The sequence below is a fragment of the Gimesia sp. genome (assembly GCF_048260065.1).
GTDB lineage: Bacteria > Planctomycetota > Planctomycetia > Planctomycetales > Planctomycetaceae > Gimesia.
This window is the reverse complement of the sequence record NZ_JBLXHC010000003.1, coordinates 568118-594752: the sequence shown is the minus strand read 5'-3', so window position 1 is coordinate 594752 and position 26635 is coordinate 568118. Positions and strand designations below refer to the sequence as shown.

Genomic DNA, 26635 nt, shown 5'->3' with positions numbered 1-26635 from the left:
CAAGAATAAAAATCTGCGCAAATCCCATACCAAACGGCAGGGGTAACCAACTTAATTTAAAGTAAGTGCCATTAGGCTAACGCCCTTCGGCTAATTTTGTTACTGATGTTCTCTGTCTTTTCGATCCTGAACTTCGCCTGCGTATAATATTGCCTGTTCCAGTTCGCTCTCTGAATTGATACATTGCCAATCCCCGCCGACAGACCACACAGGTCGATCAATGAAAACAGGCAAACCCTGCCTGAGAACTCGCGTGCAGTTGGCTTTGATTTGGTCTCGAACCTTGGCACCATTGATGTCTGACGCAGAAACAACGATATGGACATGATTACTGCGGGCGTTGGCTATCCAGAGTTTCCAAGTTCGAAAATTGCAAAGTCGTGCAATTTCGCTCTCAACCGCCGATCGTTGCGGTTTGCCGAGCAGAATGATGTCGTGTTTGAGCCGTTCGCGGTGCCACTGTTCCAGTGATGGCTGAGGAGGCTGAGAGCCTTTACCCCGAGACCGCCACAAACGCCAGTCGCCCTGCAGAAAGGTACCGTAAACCGTGAATGTAATGAAATAAGCCAGCGGTTGATCATGCATCACTATCCCACCATATCAGACGTCCGGCATTAGTAATCATTAGCCGCAGGGCGTTAGCCCCGGTTGTGTAACGAGATGTGTATCCACCGCAGCTATGGTCTAAATGTTGATGGTGTTTACAGTCATATATCAGAATCGAAAACCACTCCTGAATACATTTCAGGATTATGTTGCTGTTTCAGTGTTACGATTCTTCCCAGGTCAGTGAGCCAATTTGTCCAAATATTCTCAGTAGATCTAATAATATATCGTTGGGGCAGTATACCTCGGTTACGAAAAACAAGGATGTAGCACCGTGGTGATTAGTATCAACGAAAAAATGGAATCCGTGGTATTCAAAACGAATGTGCCAGATCGAGCTCTGTTCTGCGGCTGCATCTATACTGTGAGATTCGATGTTGAGTCGTTCTATCTTTTTGAGATGATTTATGGTTGGTTTGAGATTAAAGTCCGGTGAGTCAAAGAATAGTCGACCCAATTCTGAACCGAAGTTTTCATCTCGCAAATCGTCGGTAGACAGGTTTGTTGGGGGCGTCCGGCGTTTCATAAACTCAATCCGATATAGACTAAATAGAACAGAATACAATTCGTGCGAATTAATTCAGATTCATGTTCCGGTGTCCTTGATAATGTCAGCGATTACCGAATCTGGACGGCAACTCCGGTGCAACGGTTTGTTATGTACTCGTACTGTCGGGGATGTTCGTAAGAATTTTCAGGAGATTTCCTGCCTGATCATAGTGTTCGATAGAGTAACCGATGCCATTCTCTTCGAGTATCGCGACAACAGAAGAGGCATTACTGTCGAAATCGGCAATGGCACCATGCATAAGAATCGTTTCGTCTCCCTCAATGATCAGTTCCGCATAATCAGAGTCGATTTCATAATCAGTCCAGGTACATTTTCGCATCGACCAACCAGCCTTCTTGAAACATGAAGTAATCCAATCTTTACTGCGCCGCGTTGAGAGTAAACCGTAAACGTTGCTGAACTCTGGAATCATGGTGACCTCCAAGTGTGCATAATTCTTAATAGACCGAATACGATTCCGTCTCAAACTACCAGTACATTCAATCGAATCTGTTTTCAAGATTCATTTCGGAGATTATTAAGCAGTGCCTGCATTGCTTCCTGCATCCCCGGAATGTCTTTTAACTTTTCTTCAAGTTGATCTGCCAGTTCTGCGTCTGTCTGCTCAGGGGCATCTTCTATTGGGGCAATCGTTCCTGCAGCCACCAGACGATCGTATTTTTCAATCGCCTGGAGGGTTCCCTGGAGTCGCCTTTTGATAATCGATCGTGATTCTTTGTGGTCGGGACTGTTTACGAATCCTTCAAAAAAGTCTCGTTGTGAACGCAGGCGTTGAATCAGAGAGGCATTCTGGTGTTGGGGATCGCGATGATCAAACCGAAGACCATGATCGATTAAAGCGTTGACAATATTAAAATGATGGAAGGCAATCGCAAGAAAGACGGGATGCTGAGGAAGAGGTGAATAGTTCAAGTCAAATCCGTCCTGGGCTAATTTCGCGATTTTACCTGGACCGTGTTGTTGATTCTGGACCGCGATCTGCAATTGTTCAAAAGCTTCGTCGTTATTCATGTGTGCGAATCATTCTATGATGGTGTGGTTTCAGGTTGGAAAACTCGAAGTGAAAACAGTTCCTGAAAACTTTTCTGATAGATATTAGAAATTCAACTTCGATTCTTGTCGAGGAAATTTCGGAGAGCCTCAATCCGAAGACGGTGATTCACCTTCCATTCCTGCATTTCTGCTTGTTCTTCGTCTGGAGTTTTCACAGGTGGTTCGCATCCAGGAAAGTGGCATCCTGACTTAATATGGATGTACTTTGCCGCGTCCCATTCTGCGTCAGTCTCTGGCTCAGATTCAACGACGGATTTAAGATATTGCTGTACTTCTTCCGGCAGAGTTAAGTAGACGTCTGAGGCATTATGCGGTGTGATAGATTCGAGGATTATTGTGCCGATTTCAAGTAACGTGTAGATACCACGATTATAGCCATCAATCTTGTGTGCAATCTTTTTGATTGAGTCGGATTCTGCCACGATATCTTCTGCCTCCTGGTCATAAAGAATCACGATTTGCGTCTATTCGGCTTCTTTTGATTCAACTTGATCTGCCAGTTTCCTGCATTCGCGGTAGGTGAGATTAAAGTGGTATCGTAATACACGGAAGATGTTCTGTTGATTGTTCCGTTTGCCGTTTGGTTTGATTCTGATGAGCCGATACAGCGATTCTGGTCCTGCGAGAATCGCTTCCTTCAGTTTGAGCAGGTACTCGCGATGATCGTCCGAAAGACGCTGGTTTCCTAAAGGTTGCCTCTGTGAAAGTCGAGAAATTTCCTCGAGCATGCCGTTGCCAAAATGGGGTTCCAATTGAATGACGTCGTGCCACCAGTTCGCTGTTCGTTGCTGGCGGTCGCGAATCGACTTCATCGCCTTGACGGAAGGCTTTCCGAGCAGCATTTGTTGAAGCGAGACGGGGGTAAAGCCGTCTGGTACAGCGACACACTGTCCAGCGTTTCCAAGTTGCACGAATTCCTCGGGGGTTGTGCAATATGTCACATTTTCGGAGCAGGCATCACAGTAACGAACGCCGGGTCTGTCAGTTGGAGTCAGGTCCGACCATCGTTTAGGACAGAGATTGGAAAACGCGTGTTCGCAATTCCAAAGCTCTGTTCCCAGGTGATTCAGTGATTCAGCCATGCTTGTCGCTTCGTCGTACCATTTAGTGATTGAGAGACCAAATAGGGTTCCGTCTCAAACTACCAGCATTTTGTATAGTGTCAACCAGAAATCACCAGAACCTGCGCGCACAGAAAAAACATTCAACACAGACCAGGCGGGCGTAAAAATCGCTGAAGCAGCCATTTTTGCGGGCATCATTCACAAAAACGGGTGGAGAGACTAGAATCGGTCGCACGTACTGAACTTTGCCGGGGCGGATGTGTCCTCTCCCTGTCGCGGTACGCCTGAAATTGAGACCTTAAGTTAGAAACCACTATGATTACAATTGTCGATTATGGAATGGGGAATCTGCGGAGCGTCCAGAAGGCCTTTGAGAAGGTCGGGGTGGAAGCAGAGATCTGTGCCGATCCGGATAAAATTGCGCAGGCCTCCAAACTGATTCTGCCCGGCGTCGGTGCCTTTCGCGATGCGATTCAGGCACTCAAAGATCAGTCGCTGGTGGAGCCGATTCTGGAACATGCGAAGTCCGGCAAACCCTTTCTGGGTATCTGCCTGGGACTGCAGCTCTTATTTGATGTCAGCTACGAGGACGGCGAATACGAAGGGCTGGGCATCATTCCCGGTAAGGTCGTCCGCTTTGAAGATCAACCCGATCTGAAGATTCCCCACATGGGCTGGAACCAGATCGAACGGACCGCCGAACACCCCATCCTGGCAGGCGTGCCCGCCCACGAATATTTCTATTTTGTACACAGCTACTATGTGGCTCCCGATAACGCAGAAGACGTCGCCGCGTATACCGAGTATGGCTGCCGCTTCGCTTCGATGGTCGCCCGCGATAACATCGTCGCGTCACAGTTTCACCCGGAAAAAAGTCAGAACGCGGGACTCAAACTCCTGCAGAATTTTGCTTCCTTTTAACACCACCACATCAGCGAAAAGAAAGTCAGCTCAGTTATGGAAATACTGCCCGCCATCGATATCCGGGGAGGCAAATGCGTACGTCTGCGACAAGGCGATTACGGACAGGAAACCGTGTTCGGCGATGATCCGACCGAAATGGCCCGTCGCTGGGCTGACGGCGGTGCGCAGCGTCTGCATCTGGTCGACCTCGACGGTGCCAAAGCCGGGCAGCCTGTGAACCATGAAGTCGTCCGCAGGATTGTGGAAGCCGTTTCGGTTCCCTGTCAGATGGGGGGCGGCATCCGCGATGAAGCGTCGATTCAACTCATGCTGGATGACGTCGGCATCGACCGTGTGATCGTCGGCACCCAGGCGTTGAAAGATCCCCAGTGGTTCAAACAGATGGTACAGCGCTATCCCAACCGTCTGGCGCTGGGACTGGATGCCCGCGATTCCAAAGTCGCGACGGAAGGCTGGCTGGACGTTTCCGAAACCTTTGCCATCGATCTGGCGAAAGAATATGTCGGCGTTGAGCTGGCGGCGGTGATCTACACCAACATCGCCAATGACGGCATGATGCAGGGCGTCGATGAAGGGACCATCCAGGACATGATCGCGCTGGCGGAACTGGGGCTGCCCGTGATAGCGTCCGGCGGAGTGACGACGCTGAAAGATGTCACACGTCTGGCAGAAGTCAGCCAATCACAACCTAAACTGGTCGGCGCGATTATCGGTCGCGCTTTGTATGAGGGGACCATCGAAGTTCCCGCAGCGATTGAAGCAGCCGGTTCATAACATTTCCAGCAGGGCAGGATCGGAACACAGGGTATGACCGAAGACGTCGATCAGGCTAAGCTGTTACGTGCGCGGTTGCTGGTGCTGCTGGCATCGGTGCTCTGGAGCCTGAGCGGCGTGTTCATCAAATCGCCGCCGTTTCAGTCCATACCCGAAGCGGATCGGGGGCTGATCCTCGCCTGCTATCGTGCTTTATTTGCCGGCCTGTTTCTCGTCCCCTTCGTAAAATTCCAGTATGTCCGCTGGCGGCCCGGACTGATTCCCCTGCTGATCGCGTTTGCCTCGATGAACCTGCTGTTCGTGACCGCGATGACAAAAACCTCTGCCGCCGCTGCGATCTTTCTGCAGAACACAAGTGTGGTCTGGGCGATGGTGTTCGGCTTTCTGTTCCTGAAAGAACGCATCGAAGCCGGTTCGGTCCTTGCCATCTTCATCGTACTGACGGGCATCGTCTGCATTGTCGCCGGCGACTGGTCCGGGGAAAACTTCGCTGGTAACCTGATCGCGCTGTTCAGCGGGATTTCCTATGCGCTGGTGGTGATCTTTTTTCGCGTGCTCCGCGATGAGCATCCTGCCTGGCTCGTTGCGCTTTGCCTGCTGGTGTCAGCGGCAATCGTGGCACCCTGGGTCATGGCGCTGGGAATTTCATTGACCTGGCTGCAGCTGTCTCTGATTGCGTTGCTCGGCGTCGTGCAGATGGGTACGCCTTACGTGGTCTTTTCACATGCGGTCAAAACGGTCAAGTCGCAGGAGGCGGCACTGCTGGTGCTGGTGGAGCCCATCTTAAATCCGATCTGGGTCTGGCTGTTCTGGGGAGAGACCGTTTCGCTGCACACACTTATCGGCTGTTCGCTGATCATTCTGGGGCTGCTTGTCCGGTTCCTGTTCTTCCGACCAAAGCCACTCCCCCGGCCGGCTAGCGCTTAACGCTGAGGCAGCTTCACCGTCTGCATTTCGTGGTAGCGGGCCTGTGGCGTTTTGAGTTCTGACTGGAAAAACTTGATCGTGTCGACAGTCACTTCTCCCCATTCCGCGAGCTTGCGGTCCCGCAGAATATCGAACAGCTCGTCGGCAGGTTTGGCTTTGACGCGCGCCAGCGTGAGATGCGGATGAAAGCCTTTCCGCTCGCGGGGGTAACCCAGTTTTTCGGTCTCTTCTTCCAGGAATTCCGCCATCTCCGTCAACGCGGCAGCATCCGAGATGCCGGCCCAGATGACGTTGGGATGATCTTCGCGCGGGAACGCACCCAGCCCTCTGAAAGCCAGCTTCACGCGTTTGAAGCGGTTGCGCATCTCTTTCAGAATTCTGCTGACGGGCATGATGTCTTCCAGTTCGGTCGGCCCGAGGAACTTCAGCGTGATATGCATCTGTTCGACATCAACGGTTTTGACAGCCGGCGCCAGCTTTTCCAGGCGGGGCATCAGCTTTTTCAGCCCGCGGGGGGGCTGGATGGGAACGGCGATAAAGGTACGGGTACGCTGATTGGTATGCATCATGGTTCAAGTGGTGAGCCAGCAGAACGACAGGGAACGTGACTCCCTATTTCTTCTTCTGGTTCCAAAGTGCTTTCAATTGATCAAAGCCCTGCAGGGGCTGGTCTCCGGTTTTCATTTCATCTGTCAGCTTAGGCAGCGGGCCTTTATTACTGGCCCGTTTCCGATTTTGCTGCTGTGGCTTTTTCTGCTGGTGGCCTGAATTGTTTCCGCCACGCGAAGCATTTTTGGCAGGCGCCGCTGCCGGCTTTGCTGTTTCTGAAGTCGCAGGTTTCTCAGCGGGTTTGGGACGCTGTGCTTTTTTGGGCTGACGATCTGTGCCCGGTCTGATCAAAGTCAGAGAGACACGGCGACGCTCCAGATCCACGCCCAGCACCCAGGCTGTAATCACATCACCGACAGAGACGAACTGGTACGGATTTTCAATAAAGTGATTGGCCATCTCACTGACGTGAATCAGGGCACTGTCTTTGAGGCCAACATCCACAAAGGCGCCGAAGTCGACCACATTGAGTACCGTGCCCTGCAGTTCCATTCCTTCGGTCAGCTGTTCCAGTTTGAGCACCCCCTGTTTGAAAATCGGCCCGGGCAGATCAGCGCGGGGGTCGCGACGGGGCCTGACGATCGCTTCCAGGATATCTTCCAGGGTGGGCAAACCGATTTTCAGATTCTTACTCAGACTCCCTTTGTCGATCTGGCTGACTTTTTCCAGAATCGAAGCACGATCCTGGGCCGACGACTTCAGACTGTCGGGGGAGAGTTCCAGTTGTTCGAAAACTTTATGCGCCTGTTCGTAGCTTTCGGGATGAATCCACGTGGAATCCAGTGGTTCCGTTCCCTGGTCGATTTTCAGGAAACCGGCGGCCTGGGTAAATGTTGCTTCACCGACGCCCGCGACATCCAGTAGCTGTTTGCGATTTTGAAACGAACCATGCTTTTCGCGCCATTCGGTTATCCGGCGGGCGATTAACTGATTCATGCCGGAGACGTGCCGCAGCAGCGAGGCACTGGCGGTATTCAGATTCACGCCGACATAGTTCACGCACGATTCAATCACTTCATCCAGGGATTCTTTGAGCCGTTTGGAATTGACGTCATGCTGATACATGCCGACACCCAGATGCTGTGGATCGATTTTAACCAGCTCACTCAACGGGTCCTGCAGGCGGCGGCCAATCGAGATGGTGCCGCGAATTGTCGCGTCCAGTTCCGGAAACTCTTCGCGTGCGACCGGGCTCGCCGAATAGATGCTGGCACCCGCTTCATTCACAATCAGATAGCGGGCCTCGGGCAGATCCTGTTCGATCATCTCCGTGATGATCTCTTCGGTTTCGCGACAGGCGGTTCCATTGCCGATCGCTACCAGCTGGCACTGATGTTCGGTCATAACCTCTGCCAGTTTTTTGCGGGCGAATTCTTTTTTATCAGCCGAACCGGTCACGTATACCAGGTCAGTCGCGACGCAGTACCCCAGTTCATCGAGGACCGCCAGCTTGCAGCCCGTTCGTAAACCGGGATCGATGGCCAGAATCCGCTTGCCCTGCAGAGGAGGCTGCAGCAGCAGATTTTTCAGGTTCTGTGCGAAGACGGAAACCGCATGCTTTTCTGCTTTCTCGGTCAGTTCGCGGCGGATTTCGCGATCGAGGCTGGGCTGGATCAGTCGCGAGAGGGCATCGTTGATGACTTCGGTCAGAAATTCATGGAAGCGATGTCCGTTGAGATTCAGGTGACGGGCGATCGACAGGCAGGCGGAATCATCGGCCCACTCGAAGCGGACCCGCAGTGCTCCCGATTTCTCGCCGCGGTTCAATGCCATCGTGCGATGGTGGGGGACTTTGACCACCTGTTCCGAGTAGTTGAAGTAATCGCGATATTCCTGCCCGGACTCTTCTGCTTTTTTGGTGGCGTTGACGGTCAGTTTGCCGGAACGCCAGGCGATCTTCCGCGAGATCTCGCGCACGTCGGGATCTTCACCGATCTTTTCGACCAGAATGTCGGCGGCTCCTTTTAGTACCTCTTCGGTCGTGCGGGCACCGTCTTCCGCTTTGGTGTATTGCAGTGCGGCGCTCGTCAGATTTTCAATGCTGGCATCGCCGGCCCAGATTGCATTCGCCAGCGGTTCAAAACCGTGTTCCCGCGCGCTCGCAGCACGCGATGTTCGTTTGGGACGATACGGGCGATACAGGTCTTCCAGGCGCTTGAGTGTATCCGCTTTTTCGATCTCGGCTTTCAGTTCGGGAGTGAGCTGCTGTTGTGCTTCGATCAATCGCAGGATGGTTGAGGCGCGTTCCCAGATCTGGCGTTTAGACTGCACGCGTTTCTGGATATCGCGGATCTGCACTTCATCCAGATTGCCTGTCCGTTCTTTACGATAGCGGGTAATGAAGGGGACGGTGTTTCCTTCATCCAGCAGCGCAATGACATTCAGAATCTGTTGTGATGTGAGATTCAGTTCCGACGCGATCTGCTCTGCGTCTCGTTCAGAGAAGCGGGCGCTGGAATCGTTTACTTGTATCTCAACCGCATCCATTTCGATCTCGATTCGTTTCGGTTACAGGATCCGAAAACTGAGTCTGGAAATTTGAAAGTTACAGGATCTACTTTTCAGTTACTTAAGGATAACTGTTTTGAGAAAAAATAGAAATGGTCTTGTTACGACACACGTGCCAGAGGCAGGAGCGCGTCTGTCCCGGCTCTCGAAAGTGTAGTGGCAGTGACAGTACTTTAACAGGCTCAGACAACCGAAAATCGAGCGCCCGTCTGCAGCCTTAGAAGGAGGATCAGTTTGTTAAGACTCTTTTCAAAGCAGGTGTTTCCGTTCCCACTCTATTTCCTTCACCGGGAAGTGTCTCTTAAGTGTGATTTGCGGCAGTCGTCTTGCGGACAGTATCGTTCGTGGGGGGAATATATAACTGCATTTTGAGGTATAAATTATCTCTCTTATTCTCCCGGTAGAATCGTTTTTCTCGTCAGGACCAGACCTGCCTGCAGCCGATAAATTGAGAAAGGAGTGTCGCAACAGAGATCTGTTCTGGCTTGCGCAAATCAATCTTTCGTGCAGGATCTGGCGATTCCGGCACAATCAACTCAGGGGGGAGATGGCATGCCTACTGCCGTCAAAGTGCAATCGTATCTACTTATCATTTTTGCAGTTAGCCTGATGAATGGCGTGACAGCAGAAGCGGGTTGGCCGTGGTCCAGCAGCACCTGTTCGGAAGATAATTCCAAAGAAGCGAAATGGGCCGAACGGGCCTCGCGACCTGTAGGTTCTCGACAGAAATACAAGTTTGGAGAGCTCTGGCCTCCTTACCCGCGTCCTACCGGACCGAAGCAGCATTTCTGGAACCGCTACCATCATGCCCACTACTGGCCTTACCCCTATACCTGTGAAGACCGTGCTTACGTCACTGATATCATGGAACGGCAGATTCACAATGGCTGGACCGATCAGAATACGTTGTATGCTTACCACTTTGACAAAGATGGTAACAAGTTGACAGAAGCCGGTTTAATGCATCTGCGCTGGATCATGCAGCACGCACCGGAAAATCGTCGCATGATTTTTGTCCAGACTGCGGACAGCTCGATTTCCAGCCAGCAACGACTGGCCAATGTCCAGTATGCCGCCAGCGAAATGTCTGATGGACAGAATGTGCCTTCCGCCATGTTGCGGGTCACCCAGTCGAATGGTCGTCCGGCACGTGAAGAAGATATGAAATACCGTGCCTATATTGGTTCGATCCTGGCACCCCGAATTCAGTACACAACGGGTGGCGGTTCGGCTGCTAATGGAAGCAATTAAAGTACTGCGGTAATCCGCCGGTTTCTATTCTTTTTTCTATTAACAAGTCTGCTTGAACGTTACCTCCTGCCATGATTGATCGCCCTGGTGAAGATGAATCAAAAGATGCCTCCGGGCAGGCATTCCGGGAAACCGACACGAACAACGATCTGAGTGATCTGTATAGTGATCTGTTTCCCGGCTCTGAGGAAGGGGAATGGAAGCAGCCGGAAAAGAAAGCTGCAGCGGCAAGGAAACAGGATCTTTCGATTCCTGCCCCGACGACGCTGGAACAGACCGGCCTGTCGTTGAACCAGCTGTGTAACCTGGTGTTGAAACAGCTGTACTTGCAGGGGAGTGCGCTGGGCATTGAAATATCACGCAGTGCCCATCTGCCGTTTACGATTATCGATACGGCCCTGGTGTTTCTGAAAGATGATAAATGCATCGAAGTCACGTCAGGGAATCTGATCGGCCGTTCTTCGTATCGATTTAATCTGACCGAACTGGGCCGAATTCGCGCGCGGGAAGCATTCGAGCAATGCCGTTATGTGGGACCGGCGCCGGTGCCTCTGGAAGCGTATGTCAGGCAGTGTGCCCTCCAGACTGTGGTCGGCATCGACTGTACCCCGGAGCGGCTCGAAGATTCCTTTTCCGATTTTATTATTCGCGAAGGACTGCTGGATGAGCTCGGACCTGCGGTCTGCAGTGGGCGTTCTATCTTTATTTATGGACCTCCGGGGAACGGTAAGACCTTGATTGCCAAGGGGCTGGGACGTTTTCTGAATCGGCAGGGGGGAGAAATCTATATCCCCTACGCGTTGCAGATGGAAAACAGCATCATCACGCTGTTCGACCCGACCATTCATCAGACCACAGACGATCTGGAACTGCAGGAACGGGCTCCCACTGATCTGCAGAAGGGGAGTCGCATTCCGGAAATGAAGGACTGGGCCAAACCCGAAACCGACCTCCGCTGGCGACGCATCCGGCGCCCGGTTGTGATTACGGGGGGGGAACTGAATCTGGAGATGCTGGATCTGCGTTACAACAAAGTCAGCAACTTTTATACAGCGCCTCTGCATATCAAAGCCAACGGCGGCGTCTTCCTGATTGACGACTTTGGTAGACAACTCGTCAGTCCTAAAGACCTGTTGAACCGGTGGATTATGCCGCTCGAAGACCGGATTGACTATCTGACGCTGGCCACCGGAAAGAAATTTGCGGTTCCTTTCGAACAATTAATCGTCTTCTCAACCAACCTTGATCCGAAGGAACTGGTCGACGAAGCATTCCTCAGACGTATTCGACATAAGATCGAAATCACTGCCCCGTCTCAAGATGTGTTCACAGAGATCGTCAAGCTCTGTTGTCGGCAACGTGATATTGAATATGACCCAGTTTTCGTAAATTACCTGTATGAAAATTTCTACAAGCAGGGAAAATCGCCGAGGTCGAGTGACCCGCGAGATTTACTGGAGATTATTCAGTCAATTTGTCGATTTAAAGGAAAGAAACCCGTCTTAACCACTCAATTAATTTCTGAAGCTGCGCAACGCTTCTTCTGTCAACTATAAAGTCCTTTCCCGAAAATCTTGATCAGTCTGAAATGGACCAGACTGAAAAAGAACCCTGATTCACTCATGATCCTCGTTTCTAATATGACCGATTCAGCATCATCTGCATTCCATAGCAGGTACGCTTTGTTCGGAACTGGCGGAATTCAAAGGCGTGTTCTTTTGAGCGTCGACTGAGAAGTTCTCACATCACGCCTTGTAAGTGGACCTCATGGAGGTAATAAAAATGTCCGGATTATTTACCAAACAGACATGGATGGCTGGTCTGGCCTGTGCCTTACTTTTTTGTAACGGCTGCGGTTCGATGCGGGATAAGTTTGTCGCGAAATCAGATGAAGCTCCCACGTCACTGAAAGACAAAATCTCAGTCGCGAAAGAAAAGCTGAAAAATCCGGATAAGTTTTATGTGACTCATGGACAGCTCCAGGAAAAAATGGGCGATCTGGATTCCGCCCGTACTTCTTATGAAGTCGCGCTGGGAGAGAACCCCAAATCTGTCGATGCCGTACTCGGGCTGGCCCGCCTGGATCAGGTTGCCGGTCGCAAAGTCGAAGCTGAGAGAGGGTTCCAGAAAGCGTTGGAGATGTCTCCCAAAGATCCACAGGTTCGCGCCAGCATTGGTCAGTTCTATGCTGCTGAGAAAAAGTGGGATCAGGCAATTGCTCTGCTGGGTGAAGCCAGCAAGGCGGCACCTGCCGATAAAAACATTCGTTATCAGCTGGGGATCGCCATGGCATCCGCCGGTGATTACCAGGCAGCCATGCCTCACCTGATTCGTGCGGTTGGCGAAGCGGAAGCACACTATAACATTGGTTACATCTTACGGGACCGGGGAGAACTGCAGGCCAGCGAGCAGCAGTTCCTGCAGGCGGTCCTCCTGAAACCAGAGTTCAATGAAGCACAGTACTGGCTCGATGAAATCCGCCGCGAAAAAGAAAACCGCCTGATGCTGGCTGGTGTCTCTACCGATGCCAACACCGGTATGAATCAGGGAACCAGACAGGCCTCTTACTCTCAGGCCGGACCGAAAAAGACAGCCGCTGTGAAAACCAATGCCCAGGCCAGTGGCATGCAGGCTGCCAATGTCTCTCCCTCTGCAACGACGACCAGTGCTGCGAAACCTCCGGCAAATCTGACAGCCGAACAGTTGGAACAGTGGCGCAATCAACGACAGCTGTAATCGCTGATCGAGTAAATCAGTCATCAATAAAAAACAGGCCCCGAATCAATCCGGGGCCTGTTTTGTATTTTGAACATCAACTGGTTTTAAGCAGATGCGGTTGCACCCTGCAGTTGTTCGGCCAGCTTGACGCACAACCGGTTCAGCAGAGCGATGGAGGCTTCTGCTTCAGCGACAGTCATTGTCATCGGTGGGCTGACGCGTAACACATTGCCGGCCAGTGCACCCAGCAGGTGAATGCCGTCGCCGTCTGTTTCACCCAGGTAGCAGGCTTTGACGAGTTCGATGGCAACTTCCTGGCTGGTTTTGCCACCCAGTTCGGCACACTCGATTCCGAAAACCATGCCTTCGCCACGTACTTTGGCAATGATGCCGGTCTCTTTGAGAGCCTTCAGTCCCTCGGTATAAAGCTGGGACAGTTTCTGAGTGTTGTCCATCACGTCGGTGCTTTCGAACTCATCCAGTGTTGCCAGTACGGCGGCGGAAGAGAGCGGGTTGGCACTCCAGGTGTCAGACGCTTCACCATATTTCAGGCTGGCAATCACATCACTGCGACCGACGGCAGCAGCGACAGGTACACCGTTCCCCAGACCTTTACCCAGGACGACAAAGTCGGGTTCGATCTGATACTTTTCGAAAGCATACATGCAGCCGGTACGACCGAAGTTGGCCTGCACTTCGTCCAGGATCAGCATGATGTCGTGAGCACGGCAGAAGTCCTGCAGAACTTTGTGATAAGCCACCTGCGGATGATAACTTCCCCCGCCGCCCAGGTAAGGCTCGGTAATCAGGCAGTTGATCCGTGTGCCATATTCCGTCCACATCTCTTCCAGTTCTTTCTGGTAGACAGAGACGTCAAGCGTATCGTCCGCTTTATTGATGTCATCGCATTCCGTACGGGGGAAGCTGATGAACTTCACGCGTGGATCACGGTCGGCATCGGTTTCAGAACCGGTGACAGCGCCGGCCAGACCTTTCTTGCCGTGGAATCCGTAGCGGGTTGCCAGAATGATATCGCGTTCCGGATCGCGGTGCAGACAGGCCCAGAGTGCTTTCTGGACGGCTTCTGAACCGGAGGCGGCCCACATGACTTTATCGCAGCGGTTGCCCCCTTTGAAGGATTGGATGCTGGCGATCAGTCGTTTGCTGGCTTCGGTTTCAATTGGAGTTACAGCGTTATAAGCGGTCATGGTGAGGGCGTCGAAATATTCGCCTTCTCCTTCGCCGGTCACGTGTTCCGGTTTCCAGCCCATGTATTCGCTGAAGCGTTTCATCCAGCTGCGGGGATTGTGACCCAGGTTGGCCACCAGCACGCCGGAAGTGAAGTCATACAGACGACGTCCTTCCGGAGTCCAGTGATAGCAGCCCGCTGATTTTGCGAGTACGGCCTGGCTGGGGGTAAAAGTTCGGAGTGCCAGTGGCTCGGTCTGGAACAGATCGTCGCGGACGGCGTTAGATTGATTTTCATTGTCGAAGTGAATGGCTGTGGTCATGATTTTCTCTTTTACAAATCAGGTAATGGACAGTTTGAATGAAAATGAATCGAAGTCAGATGGATTCTGAAGTGATTCGCATGATTTTTACTTACACAGTTCCGTCGTACAGGACTTCTGCTTCATCCGAGCCGGGACGATACAGGACGAGTCCCCCTTTTTCATCGTTTACACGCACGACACAGTCTGGATCGCCGGCGGCCTGATGCTCCAGAATTGCTTCCAGAGCCTGTACGGTGGCGACGGTCTGACGGTCGGCGGATAAGTCGTTGTAACCCAGCGAGCGAACCTTCTCGAGTCGTGCCTGGCGTTCCGATTCGGGGCCGCCAAATTCAATCTGCGCGACTTCTTTCGCAAACTGCTCAATGACTTCGATGCCGTATCCACGCTGCGAACGCTCGTTCCAGGGTTCGATGAACGTGGCATTGAAATGATTGTTCATCGAGTTCTTGATTTCGAATGGCGTTTTCTCTTCGACCGTGCATTCCACTCCACGCTTGCGGGAATGTCCGTTCCATAACCCGTTGTCAAAGCGGAACGAGACTTCCTGCTCGACGTAGCCGGGGAAGTTGTCCGGCGTGACCCAGGATGTATGAATATCGAAGGCGGCTTCACGACCGGATTCGTATTCATAAATCATCCGCAACTGGCAGCTGTCCCAGGTGGGGCCGTCTTTATCGCCGACCAGTCCACGTTGCCCGGTGGCAGTGATGGTCTTCAGTTTTCCGCCGAAGGTGTAGTCGATCAGTTTGATATAATGGACGGCGACATAAGTGCCGGGGTTACGACCGGTAATCCACTGTGCGAACTGCTTACCGGAAATGGCCTTGGGTTCCAGCAGTGAGCAGTACCCGCTGTTGACGTGTTTCAGGATTCCGTCGTAGACCAGGGTCCGCATCTTTTTGTGATCCGGATCGAACAGCTTGTGATAGACGACTTTGGCGGTGACGTTATTTTTCTCCGCCAGTGCCACCAGTTCGTCCAGTTCCTGCAGTTTGAGGACAGACGGTTTTTCGACAATCAGGTGGGTGCCTGCTTCCAGCAGTTTTTTACAGGAATCGAAGTGACGGTCATCGGGAGAAGCCACGCAGGCAAAGTTCAGTCCGTTCGCTGTCATCTCTTCAATCGCGTTGTCGCCGGCGAAGCTCTTGAATCCGCCGACTTTGTCGCCGCGTTCTGCGAGATACTTCTCAGCCCGAGAACCGGTGCGGGTGGCGACGGCATCCAGGGAAACCTCGACCGGGCCCGTTGATCGCTGGTACAAAGCAGTCTCATGGACCGTTTCAAAGAACGGGCGATAGGTTTCGTCGACGATCATGCCGAACCCGACCAGGCCGGCTTTCAGGGTTTTTTCGTTTCCCGCAGAACTCATGGTAGTATCCCTAAGTGAATTCAAAAATGTTTGGTTTTATGGGTGTAGATTTCCGATTTCTTGCTATAATAAGCCGTGTAACGCTGTTTGAAGCGTCTCAGTTGCTCAAAAGTGAATTCACTTTATGGGCCGAGAGCCGAATTGTCAAGCCTTTGAATCGAGATTCATGTGAAAAAAGAAATCTCTACAACCATGGAACCTGAAGATCAGGAGCTGCAGCAGGAAGACGAGAGTCTTTCCCTGGTGGATGAGGTCTATCAGAAGCTGCTTCTGCGGATTATTCGCTGTGAACTTCCCGGCGGGAGTGAGTTGAAAAGCACGCGTCTGGCCCGGGAAATTGGCGTCAGTCGTACACCGGTCGTGCAGGCATTGGCCCGTCTGCAGGCTGACGGTATTGTGATCCAGCAGAAAAATCACCGTGCGGTCGTGCGGGAAGGGGCGGAAAACTGGCTGGTGGAGATCCACGAACTGCGTCTGCTGCTGGAACCGAGCGCCGCGGGCATGGCCGCTGAGCATATCAGTGAAGCAGAAATCATCCGTCTGCAGGGGATGGCGGCGGAAGTCAAAGCGTGCCAGCTGCAGTTTGAAAACGGCGATCAGTCAGCCGAACTCCTGCAGAAATGGGGGACGGCATCCCGTTCGTTCGATTATGCACTGCACCTCACCATCGCCGATCATTGTGGCAATCTGCCTATCTCAGAAGCCATCCATAAATGCTGGAGCTACAAGCGGGTTTCCTATTCTGCAGCCGGTGAAACTCCCGAGATTATGACCCGGGGGCTGTATGATCATCTGGTGCTGCTGGATGCCCTGAAACAGCATGACGCCGAGACCGCTGCTGCCGCGATGACCATGCATCTCAGAAATGCGTCCCGCATGCGACCTGATCGTTTGATTGTGTAATCTGTTTCCCGCAGTACTTGAGGCTTGATTTGTGAAATGACATCGAAAAAGGAGCGTCGAACTTCGCGTAGCTCTTGAAACTTGACCCGAACCTGTCAAAAATGACTCCCGCACAGTCCTTGGCGTCGAATACGTGCATGGGACTCTTCTCACTCGCTTACGAATTAGAAATTAAAGGCAAACATCCGTCATGTCAGATAACCCCAGTGTGATTTTAAGTGCTTTTGCAGATGAAGCAGCAAACCATAAAACAGCCGTTGAGCAGATGGTGGCACTTTCGGCATTAGGACTGCGATATTACAGCCCCCGGTTTATTGATGTGAACGGCGATGGCAACATCAAGCATGTGGTCGATCTGAATAAAGCCGAGTACAAGTCGCTGCTCAAGCTGCACGACGAATACGGCATCAATGTGACCAGTATCGGTGCCCGCGTAGGGAAGATTAAACTCGTCGACAAAGACGATGGTTCACACAATGTTTTCGTGCCTTTCAAAGATTATCTGAAAAAAGAAGTCGCGAACACAATCAATGCAGCGACCACACTGGGTACCAAACTGATTCGCGGTTTTTCTTTCTATCCACCGAAGGGTGAAGATCCCAAGCCCTATATGAACCAGGCCGTCGATCAGATTGGTCAGATCGTCGATCTGTGTGCAAAAGAAGGTCTGGTTTACGGTCTGGAAATCGAACCCAACCTGATTGGGGAAACCGGACCGCTGCTGGCCGAACTGGCCCGCAAGGTGAACCGACCGAACATGGTTACCATTTATGACGGCGGTAACATCGCCGCCCAGAATAAAGATGCGATGCAGTGTCTGAGCGAATTCCACGACATGAAAAAATCCATGGGCTGGCTGCACATCAAAGATTACGCCGTCGATCCCGATCTGGAATGGACGGGCGTTGTGGATGAAGAACGCCTGAAGAATTTCGTTCCTTCCAATGTGGGTGATGCCGGTCATGAATTTATTCTGCGTGAACTGCGCGACATGCTTCCTAAAATGGAAAAGAAAATGAAGAAGCTCGGCGTCCCCGGCGTCTTTCTGGAAGTCGAGCCTCACTTGAAGGGGGGCGGGCAGTTTGGTGGTTTCAGTGGTCCCGATGGAATCGGCGTCGCAGTGCGGGCACTGTGCTCCGTTCTGGATTATGTCGGCATCGACTATAACCTGCGGACCTTCAAGGACATTCAGGAACTGCGTGGTTTCTGATTTAACAGCTCAGTCAGTCTGAGCGGGTCTCGTGTTTCAGGAACGTCAGCTTTGTGAGAAAAACTGTCGATTCGCTGTTCTATCTGCTACAATAAAGCGAAAGTCGTTCGAGAGTAAGAACCAATGTCATTTGATCCACAGCATCTGCAGGATATTATTGCCTGCCCGAAAACCAAGGCGAAACTGATCTGCGAAGGTGAGTTTCTGATTTCTGTCGATCCTGAAACACGACTCAAGTACCCGATTAAAGATGGAATTCCAGTGATGCTGGTTGACGAAGCGGTGGAGGTCCCTCAGACAGAGTGGGCTGAAGTCATGCAGCGTCACCAGCGGAATCCTGAAACAGGAGAACTCGTCTCCTGAAACCTTCCACCGTCTGAGGAGATCTGATGAGAACTGCGTCGAAGAATTTCCTGTCTGTCAACCGCTTCCTCAGTCCTCTCAGTTTTTCACTGGCAGTGCTCCTCGTGTTCGCTTCTCTTCAGGCAGATGAGCCGACGTTAGAGAAGTCGAATGACGAGAAAGCACGCTATTCCTACAGCCTGCGGGATCACGACCCGAACGGGATCGGCAAATTTTATCTGGGACGTGAAATTGCCCGGGTGATGGGTTACCAGGGAGCGCCCTGGCTGGAACGCAAAACACGCGAACAGGAAGAACGACTCTCACTGCTTCCCAAGGCACTTAAGCTCAAGCCCGGCATGGCGGTTGCCGACATCGGTGCCGGCAGCGGCGTGATCTCCGTCATCCTTGCAGAGCATGTCAGCCCTGATGGAAAAGTCTATGCCGTCGATGTGCAGCAGGAGATGCTGGATCTGCTGGATAAGAAGATGAAGAAGCAGGGCGTGGATAACATTGTACCCGTGCTGGGCACACAGAAGTCGCCGGGTCTCAAACCGGAGTCGATCGACCTGGCAATTATGGTCGACGTTTACCACGAGTTCGAATTCCCTTATGAGATGATGCAGGAGATCTCCAAAGCCCTCAAACCCCAGGGCCGCGTCGTGCTCGTCGAATACCGCAAAGAAGATCCAGCCGTTCCCATCAAACTCGTCCACAAGATGTCGGAGGCCCAGGCCAAAAAAGAGGTCGCCCGCCCCGAGTTGAACCTCAAGTGGAAAGAAACGATCGGCATTCTTCCCCGCCAGCACATTCTGGTGTTTGAAAAAACTGCAGAGAAGTAAGCCGTTTTTTTAAGCGCCAAAGCTTTCAGATCCGGGTGGCCTCGAATGAAATTCGAGGTTGTCGCAGACAACAGGAAACTGTCAGAGCAACGTTCCAAATTCAGAGCAGACTCTGGAAATCAGTCCGGTTCTATATAGGACTACTGTGCCTATAAAGAAAAAAACAGGCTCATACCACATTGATGTGAGCCTGCGTCGTTTTCTCTATTCACGGTCGAGCAAATCAATACTCGCCGATCACTTCGCCTCCGGCAATCGTACTCAGAGAGGTGTAGAGTCCGAAGTCAATGCTGGAGCCGATCAGTCTGACCGATCCATCTCCCAGCAGAAACTGGGCAAACCCCACATGCGGAGCCGAGACATCGCGGTCATCACTGGCCGGATTGTTGGGGACATGGCCTGATTGAAACAGGATCATGTGTCCGTGGTCATCGCTGGCATCGGTGATTTCACGCACCGCACCCGCCCAGGTGGTCTCGTATTCAAAATGGTTCCCATGGGCGGCACCATTTCTGAACACGCCGTTCTGCCGTTCTCCCACACAAAGTGTGTTAGAGAGTCCGTCGATCACGTCACGTGGACGAGTCGAACTGTTACGGCTGAACATGCCTTCGCGTTTTTCCTGGGTCGCATCCAGATCCGGAGGACCGAAACTGGCGACATAGCAGCCCATGGCATAACGCTCGGCGGAACTTCCCATTTCGATAAAACCGTTTTCCGAAACCGGGTCGGACGGACAGAGCAGGCCGGGAATCTGACGTTCTCGCGGAACCAGATTCACGGAACTGAAAATCGGCTCATTGAAGTTGAACTGATTGTACAGATTCGCCTGATCGATCATTGGCAGAATCATCGTGACCCAGCCAAAGCCGGCATTGTTTCCCCCGGTTCCGGGTTTATACACATAACCGGGGGGATAACAGCCGTGAGTTTCCTGGTAGTTGTGTAAGCCCAGGCCCAGCTGTTTCAGGTTGTTTTTACACGAAAGTCTTCTGGCTGCTTCCCGTGCCTGCTGGACGGCGGGCAAGAGTAAGGCAATCAGAATGGCGATGATCGCAATCACCACCAGGAGTTCAATCAGAGTGAACCCCCTGTGAAAGTAACGTTTCGTTTTCATGGTCTTCAAATCAGCTTTCTAGTAGAGGCGCGTACTCAGTCTGCAACATCAGCGCAGACAGAGCCCTGTCTCTGAAAATCATTCGAGTGAAAGGAGCGCAGCAAAAAACCTGCGCACTTTTCCCGGCATGTCCTACACAGACATCTCAGCGGGAATTACGTGAATGAAACAGAAAGCGGAATTTCAGGTGGGGGAACGGGAGGCGCCTCTGCCTGGCATTGATAACAGCTGCCGGAGAGTGACAGCAGCGCGGACAACGCCTGTTGAGCAGGAATCTGATTGGGAGCAGGGGGCAGGACAGAGTTCCAGCTTGAATAGAGTTCGGCAAGGATCTGCCCCCAGGTGACCGATGTGAACAGCGGTCCGGATGAACGCCTGGTCGGATGTTTGTGGAGATGCGAATCGGCAGGCTCGTCGTCTGATTGTTCTGAATTAGAAACTACGGGCGTTGGTTGACTCTGGTCTGCATCGACATTCAGGGTGAATTCCCACCAGAGCAACAATACGTGAATGTGCGTCTGCGGAACTTCAGCAGTGCTCGTTTTGTGAGAATGCGAATGACCCTGATGACTGTGAGAGTGGCCGTGTCCATGGGAATGCGAATGGCCGTGACCGTGCGAGTGACTGTGTCCATGTGAATGACTGTGCCCGTGTGAGTGGCTGTGTTCTACATTTCCTGCAGAGTGCGTATGTTCCACCTGGACCTGCAGGCTCTGGAGAATCATCCCCACCAGCCCCAGGCATGACAGCACCCAGACAAGTTTACGAGACAGTTTTTGCATCACTATCGACGATAATTCTCACCTGAAGCAAAATCAATGAAATCAAGGCGGGAACGGATCATCTCTCTTCAAATATTGGTCTGACGCCAGAATTTCTGCAGTCTGTTTGAATGTACACAGTCTGGTGGGCTGCAGGGACCACATAAGTGGTTTCGATGGATGATCTCTGTTCAAATAACCCCTGAAAAACAGGGGTATTATAACGGATTGACCCATTTTTACGTTCCCGGTATACTCCGCCGCGGTTGAGTAACAAATGTTTTTCAGAGCTGTCCTTGCTGTAAAATCGCGGAGCGCTGTAAACAGAAAAGTACTCTCAAAAGAATTCCAATTCACTTCGTCGTTTTCAGTAGCCTGTATTGCTCTGTGTCTCAGGTCCATGTCATTTTCTAAAAGGTATCGTTGACAAATGATGTTCGACAGCTTGATGATACCGGGCCTGATCGCTGTCGGCGTGTTTCTGGTATCTTTCACTTGTACCTGTGCCATTCTGAAGCTGGCTCCCCAACTGGGGCTGGTGAAGTCCCCGACCAGTCGCTGTTCGCATGTGATGCCCACACCTCGAGGGGGTGGTGTCTCTTTTGTCGTCTCAAGTCTGTTTGCGTTTTCGGTTTTGTTCTTTTCCACAGATCTGTCGGGAACAGTCATTCCTGTCATTCTCTGTGGAGGGACTCTAATTGCTGCATTAGGATTTTGGGATGACCTCTATAATGTTCCAGTCAGATATCGGCTTGTGGCCCAGGCTTCGATTATCGCGGCCTCTGTATATGCATTCTCCCCCTTACCCGCGCTGGAATTCTGGGGGTGGAAGCTGGATATCGCTCTGCTCAGCTGGGGGATTGCGACAGTTGCTCTGATCTGGTGGTTGAACCTGTTTAATTTCATGGACGGGATCGACGGCATTGCCGGCGTAGAAGCCACGAGTATACTGGTCGCGGCGACACTGCTGATTTTTTTCAAAACAGGATCTTTTGCATCCACCGAACAGGCGATCATGCTGCTGCTGGCCGTTTCTCTGCTGGGGTTCATGATATTTAATATGCCTCCCGCGAAAATTTTTATGGGTGACGCCGGCAGTACTTTCCTCGGATTTACTTTGGGGATCGTCGCTCTGAGCTCTCTTAATTCCGGCTCATTGAATCTCTGGGTCTGGTTGATTCTCCCGGCTGTCTTCTGGGTCGATGCCACGTTCACACTACTCAGACGAATGATTCGCCGCGACTGCTGGTATCAGGCACATCAGAGCCATGCGTATCAAAGGCTCTCGCGTTTTCTGGAAGCAACGCAGTCCGGAAGCAAAGCGCGGCATCGTGCACATCGCAAGGTCAGCTTGGGGACGCTGTATATCAATGTTGGCTGGTTACTTCCCCTGTCTGTGATTGCCTTGTATTGGCCTGCCTGGGGACTGCTTACGGTCGCTGTCGCCTGGACTCCGCTTGTTCTGCTGGTCGCCAGTTGCGGCGCAGGGAAGCCGGGAAATATCGAACTGCAGCAGAAGCACACGAAAAAACTCGAATTCCAGGAAGGGGTTTCGCTCGAAGTTTGAGCAGGAATCCTGGAGTTTCTATTTACGAGACCGCTACATCTTCGCTGTGCAGTTCAAACGGTCGTGGCTGAAATCCGAAATCGTGCGCTGCCTCTGAATGATCAAAAACGAGGTCCGCATTCATGCGTTCGGCCATGCCCGCAGTCAGATTTTTATAGCGGGGCAAATGACGAACGACGGCGATACCCGCGCGAAACAGAAGCAGCGGGATTCGCACAAATCGGGGTTTCAATTTCAGAGCCGCGAAGACACGCTCGACCATTTCCCGGTAAGTCAATGTTTCTGCTCCGGAGATATTATAGGCTTTGTTTACGACGGTATCCGTTCGTAATGCCTGCAGGCTGGCGGTCGCGACATCAGCCGCATGAATGGGCTGCCGTTTCCCTTGTGCGTTTCCCAGTAGCGGAAAGCATTTCCAGCGCTTGATGAACCGGGCGACAGAGGCAATATTTTTATCGCGGCCAAAACCATAGATCAAAGTCGGCCGCAGGATGACCCAGGAAACCTGCTGGGCTTCTGCCCAGTTTTGCAGTTCTGTTTCGCCTGCGGTCAGCTGTTGAGCCGATTGCTGTTCGCCGGCGTCGATCGAATCGGTTTTGGTAAAGCGGCTCGTGGAACTTAAAACAACGATCCGCTGGGCACCATAATCTGAGAGCAGCTTAAAGTGCTGGGAAAGTGCCCAGACCGGCGCCAGACTGATCCAGTCCGTAATCGTCTCCCGTTGATCATTTGATTGAAGAGAGCCATCTAAACGCCGCCAGCGAACCGGCGCACTGGGATCCTGCTCAACTGGCAGGTCTTTTCTGGTAAACGCGACAAACTGTTGATCACCGTCTGCAGCAGGTGAGACCTCATCTGAGAACAGACACTGCCCGACCGGGCTTCTGGCTCCGATGACTCCAATCACGCGCTGCTGATTCGACATGGTCCTGCGGTTCCTTCAGTGGCTCTCTGGTGCAGCGGGAAATAAAAGCGTTTTCAACTCGGTGAGCGTCTCCGCATAGACGTCGGCCGCCTGCTGATCTTCAGGACTGACAGCATGCCCGGTTCCTACCAGGGCCTTCGTACCAATATGGGCTGCCTGTCCCGCCTGAATGTCGCTGCGTTTATCTCCCACGATGATTGACTGTGACAGGTCCAGATCGTACTTCTGTGCTGCATCCAGCAGCATCTGTGGACCCGGTTTGCGACAATCGCAGTCCGTTCGGTAATGGCCTGTCCCTTTAGTGGGATGATGAGGGCAGTAGAAATAATCAGTGATGGTCAGGCCATGTCGGTCAAACTCGGCCAGTACCCAGGTCATCAGATGCTGGAATTGTGTTTCTGTGTAGTAACCGCGGGCGATGCCTGACTGATTGGTGACGATAATCAGCGTGTAACCCGCTTCCGTCGCTGCCTGGCACAATTCAAAAATGCCGTCGATGAATTCGAAATCCTGAATCCGGTGCAGGTACTCTTTTTCGACGTTGATCACTCCATCACGATCGAGAAACAGCGATTTTTTACGTGATGACGAAACCTGCATTACTCAATCAGGCTGCCAGTCGGGGGCGATTGGTCTGGTTCAGATCGGATGAGCCGCAATCCAGATCAAAATTGAACAGGGCCGCTTCGACACATTCACAGAGCGTATGCTCCAGCACGAGATGCACTTCCTGAATCTGGCTGGTTAACTGGCCGGGAGCAATCACGCACACATCGCAGAGCCGTCGTACGGCGCCGCCGTCGTTTCCGGTAAAGACAATGCTGGGAACATTTTTTTTCCGGCAGGCCTCTACCGCTTTGACGATGTTGGGCGAATTACCGGAAGTGGTGATTCCCAGGAAAACATCATTGGCAGTCAGCTTGCCTTCCAGCTGCCGGGAGAAGACCACATCGTAACCGTAGTCATTCCCGATAGCGGTGATAATGGAACTGTCGGTGGTTAATGCTTCAGCCGGCAGAGAAGCGCGATCCTTGCCCAGGCGGCAGACAAATTCTGCTGCCAGATGCTGTGCATCCGCTGCGGAGCCTCCGTTACCTGCAAGGTACAGTCGACCACCCTGCTGATAACTCTGCAGAATGAGATCTACGGCCTTTGAAAATTCCTGCTGTATCTCGACGTTTTCCAGTAGTTGTTTTTTGGCGGCAATCGATCGTTCCAGATTGCGGCAGATGATTTTTCTGGCTTGATGCATGAGAGCAGCTTTCCGTCCCTGGTATATGCTCTTTCGAAATCAGGAGGATTCCGTTGCGGTCCGTCCCGTAGACCGTCCGAGAGCCTTTTTGAATGGTGATCACTTCAAGTGTGGCACCAGTATACTTCATTTCGAAAAACCGGGGCAATATAAGTTTTAGCTTCGCGAGGTCCCCTGATGGCACAAATCAACCCTGTTTCGTGCCGCGCGCTGTCTGTAGCGTCATTTTGGTCTCTGGGAAGAAATCTGGGCAGAAAGCAGAATTTGTTGTGGGTGTGAAACGGGAACTGTGCCGAGTACAGGTACGAAGAAAGAGATTGTAAGAATTACAATCGTAGACAGCAGGGGCAACCCGGTCCGACTTCAGAATGATCAGGGACCGTTGGTTTGTGTGGTTCGTCACACGGAGGAAGAAAAGGGTGAGTAACGGGGTTCGAACCCGCGACCTCCGGAATCACAATCCGGCGCTCTAACCAACTGAGCTATACCCACCATATCGATGATTTCATCAAGCAAGACCTGATTTTAACCAATTGTTGTGCTGCTGAAAAGCCTCTATTTCAAGACAACAGGAGCAAACGCTACGTTATCGAAGCTGTTTTCGGGATGCAAGTATTCCAAGCCTTGGAATCAGGAATATTTCCTCTATACGTGCATCTCCTGCGGAGAATCTGTAGAATTGAACCCTCTTATGTTCCCGTATCAAGTCACACTGATCTATCCGAAAAAACAGGGAAAAAAAGCATGAAAACCATTAGATTCACCTGCATGATTTTAACAACCTGCGTTTTGAGCCTCGCTCAGTCTGAGCTATCTGCTCAGGATTCCACTAATTATCCCACGCTGGGGGAAGTCGTTCGGCTCGATCCCGGCCTGGATGCTCTTATAGACAAGGATGCCCGGATTGAGGTTCTCTCGTCTGGCTTCGACTGGTCGGAAGGCCCGGTCTGGATGGGCGATGCGAAGGACGGATTTCTACTGTTTTCTGATATTCCCCGCAACTCCGTCATGAAATGGAAAGAGGGGGAAGGGGCATCCCTGTTCATGAAGCCGTCAGGCTATACAGGAGTCGCTCCCTACGGAAATGAACCGGGTTGCAATGGCCTGTTTCTTGATCCCCAGGGACGCCTGGTATCCTGCGAGCACGGCGATCGCCGCGTCTCAGTGCTGACGAAAGAGGGGGGCAAGCGAACGCTGGTCGACAACTATATGGGCAAGCGGTTGAACAGTCCCAATGATGGTGTGTTCAAATCCAACGGCGATCTGTATTTCACCGATCCACCTTACGGACTTCCCAACCGTTATGACGATCCCCGCCGCGAACTCGATTTTTGTGGCGTCTATCGCCTGGCGAAGGATGGCAGTTTAACACTGCTGACCAAGGAAATGACGCGACCGAACGGGATTGCATTTTCACCCGATGAAAAAACACTGTATGTCGCCCAGTCCGATCCCGAGGCGGCACTCTGGAAAGCGTTCCCCGTTAACGAGGATGGGACACTGGGAGCCAGCAAAATCTTTTATGATGTCACAGACAAAGTCGGCAAACTGCCTGGTCTGCCCGATGGACTCAAAACCGACGTCAACGGAAATCTGTTTGCGACCGGGCCAGGCGGCTGCTACATCTTCACTCCCGAAGGCAAGTTGCTGGGACGGATCAGTACGGGCGAACGAACAGCCAACTGTGCCTGGGGGAACGATGGTTCGGTGCTCTATCTGACCGCAGACACCTACCTGGTTCGGATTCCGACAAAAACCAAAGGACGCGTTGGTCCTGCGAAATAAATCCGTTCAGAAATGTGATTCTCCGCTGCTGCACCGCTGCCCG

26 protein-coding genes and 1 tRNA gene are annotated in these 26635 nt (G+C 52.1%); 12 read left to right on the top strand and 15 right to left on the bottom strand.

Annotated features, from left to right (window positions below; translation table 11 throughout):
• Positions 1–99: 99 nt before the first annotated feature.
• The 5 genes from ACN0YN_RS08380 to ACN0YN_RS08360 all read right to left on the bottom strand — a co-directional run bounded on the left by ACN0YN_RS08380 (position 100) and on the right by ACN0YN_RS08360 (position 3312).
• Positions 100–585 (bottom strand): hypothetical protein, encoded by a 486-nt coding sequence (locus tag ACN0YN_RS08380; RefSeq protein ID WP_417384555.1) that lies wholly within the window; start codon positions 583–585, stop codon positions 100–102.
• A 677-nt stretch (positions 586–1262) separates the two neighbouring features.
• Positions 1263–1496 (bottom strand): hypothetical protein, encoded by a 234-nt coding sequence (locus ACN0YN_RS08375; protein WP_417384554.1) that lies wholly within the window; start codon positions 1494–1496, stop codon positions 1263–1265.
• A gap of 176 nt (positions 1497–1672) precedes the next feature.
• Complete coding sequence (locus ACN0YN_RS08370; protein WP_417384553.1) at positions 1673–2188, bottom strand: hypothetical protein; 516 nt, start codon at positions 2186–2188, stop codon at positions 1673–1675.
• 92 nt (positions 2189–2280) lie between these two features.
• Positions 2281–2652 carry a hypothetical protein gene (locus ACN0YN_RS08365; RefSeq protein ID WP_417384552.1) on the bottom strand — a complete coding sequence of 124 codons (372 nt, stop codon included), beginning with the start codon at positions 2650–2652 and terminating at the stop codon, positions 2281–2283.
• Positions 2653–2694: 42 nt separating this feature from the next.
• Positions 2695–3312, bottom strand: a complete 618-nt coding sequence (locus ACN0YN_RS08360) for a hypothetical protein (protein ID WP_417384551.1) — start codon at positions 3310–3312, stop codon at positions 2695–2697.
• A 297-nt stretch (positions 3313–3609) separates the two neighbouring features.
• Between ACN0YN_RS08360 and hisH the strand changes: the two genes are divergently transcribed.
• Genes hisH through ACN0YN_RS08345 form a run of 3 tightly spaced genes read left to right on the top strand, consistent with a single transcriptional unit; the run spans position 3610 to position 5919 of the window.
• On the top strand, positions 3610–4215 hold the full coding sequence (gene hisH / locus ACN0YN_RS08355; RefSeq protein ID WP_417384550.1) for an imidazole glycerol phosphate synthase subunit HisH: 606 nt from the start codon (positions 3610–3612) through the stop codon (positions 4213–4215).
• A gap of 36 nt (positions 4216–4251) precedes the next feature.
• Complete coding sequence (hisA, locus tag ACN0YN_RS08350) at positions 4252–4992, top strand: 1-(5-phosphoribosyl)-5-[(5-phosphoribosylamino)methylideneamino]imidazole-4-carboxamide isomerase (protein ID WP_417384549.1); 741 nt, start codon at positions 4252–4254, stop codon at positions 4990–4992.
• Positions 4993–5025: 33 nt separating this feature from the next.
• On the top strand, positions 5026–5919 hold the full coding sequence (locus tag ACN0YN_RS08345; protein ID WP_417384548.1) for a DMT family transporter: 894 nt from the start codon (positions 5026–5028) through the stop codon (positions 5917–5919).
• Here ACN0YN_RS08345 and thpR read toward each other — a convergent pair.
• Together thpR and ACN0YN_RS08335 are read right to left on the bottom strand one after the other, a co-directional pair.
• On the bottom strand, positions 5916–6488 hold the full coding sequence (gene thpR, locus ACN0YN_RS08340) for an RNA 2',3'-cyclic phosphodiesterase (RefSeq protein ID WP_417384547.1): 573 nt from the start codon (positions 6486–6488) through the stop codon (positions 5916–5918). The genes ACN0YN_RS08345 and thpR overlap by 4 nt on opposite strands.
• 43 nt (positions 6489–6531) lie before the next feature.
• Positions 6532–9015, bottom strand: coding sequence for a Tex family protein (locus tag ACN0YN_RS08335; RefSeq protein ID WP_417384546.1), 2484 nt, complete (start codon positions 9013–9015; stop codon positions 6532–6534).
• Positions 9016–9495: 480 nt separating this feature from the next.
• Here ACN0YN_RS08335 and ACN0YN_RS08330 point away from each other — a divergent pair, with 480 nt between their 5' ends.
• The 3 genes from ACN0YN_RS08330 to ACN0YN_RS08320 all read left to right on the top strand — a co-directional run bounded on the left by ACN0YN_RS08330 (position 9496) and on the right by ACN0YN_RS08320 (position 13023).
• A complete protein-coding gene (locus tag ACN0YN_RS08330; RefSeq protein WP_417384545.1) occupies positions 9496–10287 on the top strand; it encodes a hypothetical protein in 792 nt (263 codons plus the stop codon).
• 71 nt (positions 10288–10358) lie between these two features.
• A complete protein-coding gene (locus tag ACN0YN_RS08325) occupies positions 10359–11843 on the top strand; it encodes an ATPase (RefSeq protein ID WP_417384544.1) in 1485 nt (494 codons plus the stop codon).
• Between the two features lie 226 nt (positions 11844–12069).
• Positions 12070–13023, top strand: coding sequence for a tetratricopeptide repeat protein (locus ACN0YN_RS08320; RefSeq protein ID WP_417384543.1), 954 nt, complete (start codon positions 12070–12072; stop codon positions 13021–13023).
• An 86-nt stretch (positions 13024–13109) separates the two neighbouring features.
• Here ACN0YN_RS08320 and ACN0YN_RS08315 read toward each other — a convergent pair whose 3' ends face one another.
• Together ACN0YN_RS08315 and ACN0YN_RS08310 are read right to left on the bottom strand one after the other, a co-directional pair.
• Positions 13110–14516 (bottom strand): aspartate aminotransferase family protein, encoded by a 1407-nt coding sequence (locus ACN0YN_RS08315; protein WP_417384542.1) that lies wholly within the window; start codon positions 14514–14516, stop codon positions 13110–13112.
• 91 nt (positions 14517–14607) lie between these two features.
• Positions 14608–15888 carry a Gfo/Idh/MocA family protein gene (locus ACN0YN_RS08310; protein WP_417384541.1) on the bottom strand — a complete coding sequence of 427 codons (1281 nt, stop codon included), beginning with the start codon at positions 15886–15888 and terminating at the stop codon, positions 14608–14610.
• Positions 15889–16080: 192 nt separating this feature from the next.
• Here ACN0YN_RS08310 and ACN0YN_RS08305 point away from each other — a divergent pair, with 192 nt between their 5' ends.
• From ACN0YN_RS08305 to ACN0YN_RS08290, 4 genes are all read left to right on the top strand, one after another.
• Entirely contained in the window at positions 16081–16791 is a 711-nt protein-coding gene (locus tag ACN0YN_RS08305; protein ID WP_417384540.1) for a GntR family transcriptional regulator, read from the top strand.
• A gap of 190 nt (positions 16792–16981) precedes the next feature.
• Positions 16982–18001, top strand: coding sequence for a sugar phosphate isomerase/epimerase family protein (locus ACN0YN_RS08300; protein ID WP_417384539.1), 1020 nt, complete (start codon positions 16982–16984; stop codon positions 17999–18001).
• 123 nt (positions 18002–18124) lie between these two features.
• The gene (locus ACN0YN_RS08295; RefSeq protein WP_417384538.1) at positions 18125–18364 is read left to right on the top strand and encodes a Trm112 family protein; all 240 of its coding nucleotides are present in this window, start codon (positions 18125–18127) and stop codon (positions 18362–18364) included.
• A gap of 26 nt (positions 18365–18390) precedes the next feature.
• On the top strand, positions 18391–19185 hold the full coding sequence (locus ACN0YN_RS08290) for a class I SAM-dependent methyltransferase (protein WP_417384537.1): 795 nt from the start codon (positions 18391–18393) through the stop codon (positions 19183–19185).
• 223 nt (positions 19186–19408) lie between these two features.
• Here the strand turns inward: ACN0YN_RS08290 and ACN0YN_RS08285 are convergent, their stop codons facing one another.
• Positions 19409–20302 (bottom strand): DUF1559 domain-containing protein, encoded by an 894-nt coding sequence (locus ACN0YN_RS08285; protein WP_417384536.1) that lies wholly within the window; start codon positions 20300–20302, stop codon positions 19409–19411.
• 155 nt (positions 20303–20457) lie between these two features.
• A complete protein-coding gene (locus ACN0YN_RS08280; RefSeq protein ID WP_417384535.1) occupies positions 20458–21084 on the bottom strand; it encodes a hypothetical protein in 627 nt (208 codons plus the stop codon).
• Positions 21085–21493: 409 nt separating this feature from the next.
• On the opposite strand from ACN0YN_RS08280, the gene ACN0YN_RS08275 reads away from it, so the two are divergent.
• On the top strand, positions 21494–22630 hold the full coding sequence (locus tag ACN0YN_RS08275; protein ID WP_417384534.1) for an MraY family glycosyltransferase: 1137 nt from the start codon (positions 21494–21496) through the stop codon (positions 22628–22630).
• A gap of 22 nt (positions 22631–22652) precedes the next feature.
• On the opposite strand, the gene ACN0YN_RS08270 is transcribed toward ACN0YN_RS08275, so the two are convergent.
• The 4 genes from ACN0YN_RS08270 to ACN0YN_RS08255 form a co-directional block, all read right to left on the bottom strand.
• On the bottom strand, positions 22653–23555 hold the full coding sequence (locus tag ACN0YN_RS08270) for an NAD-dependent epimerase/dehydratase family protein (protein WP_417384533.1): 903 nt from the start codon (positions 23553–23555) through the stop codon (positions 22653–22655).
• Between the two features lie 15 nt (positions 23556–23570).
• Complete coding sequence (gene gmhB, locus ACN0YN_RS08265) at positions 23571–24155, bottom strand: D-glycero-beta-D-manno-heptose 1,7-bisphosphate 7-phosphatase (protein WP_417384532.1); 585 nt, start codon at positions 24153–24155, stop codon at positions 23571–23573.
• A 7-nt stretch (positions 24156–24162) separates the two neighbouring features.
• Complete coding sequence (locus ACN0YN_RS08260) at positions 24163–24807, bottom strand: D-sedoheptulose-7-phosphate isomerase (protein ID WP_417384531.1); 645 nt, start codon at positions 24805–24807, stop codon at positions 24163–24165.
• A 418-nt stretch (positions 24808–25225) separates the two neighbouring features.
• A tRNA-His gene (locus ACN0YN_RS08255) sits at positions 25226–25299 on the bottom strand.
• Between the two features lie 252 nt (positions 25300–25551).
• Here ACN0YN_RS08255 and ACN0YN_RS08250 point away from each other — a divergent pair.
• A complete protein-coding gene (locus tag ACN0YN_RS08250) occupies positions 25552–26592 on the top strand; it encodes an SMP-30/gluconolactonase/LRE family protein (protein WP_417384530.1) in 1041 nt (346 codons plus the stop codon).
• Positions 26593–26635: the final 43 nt, after the last annotated feature.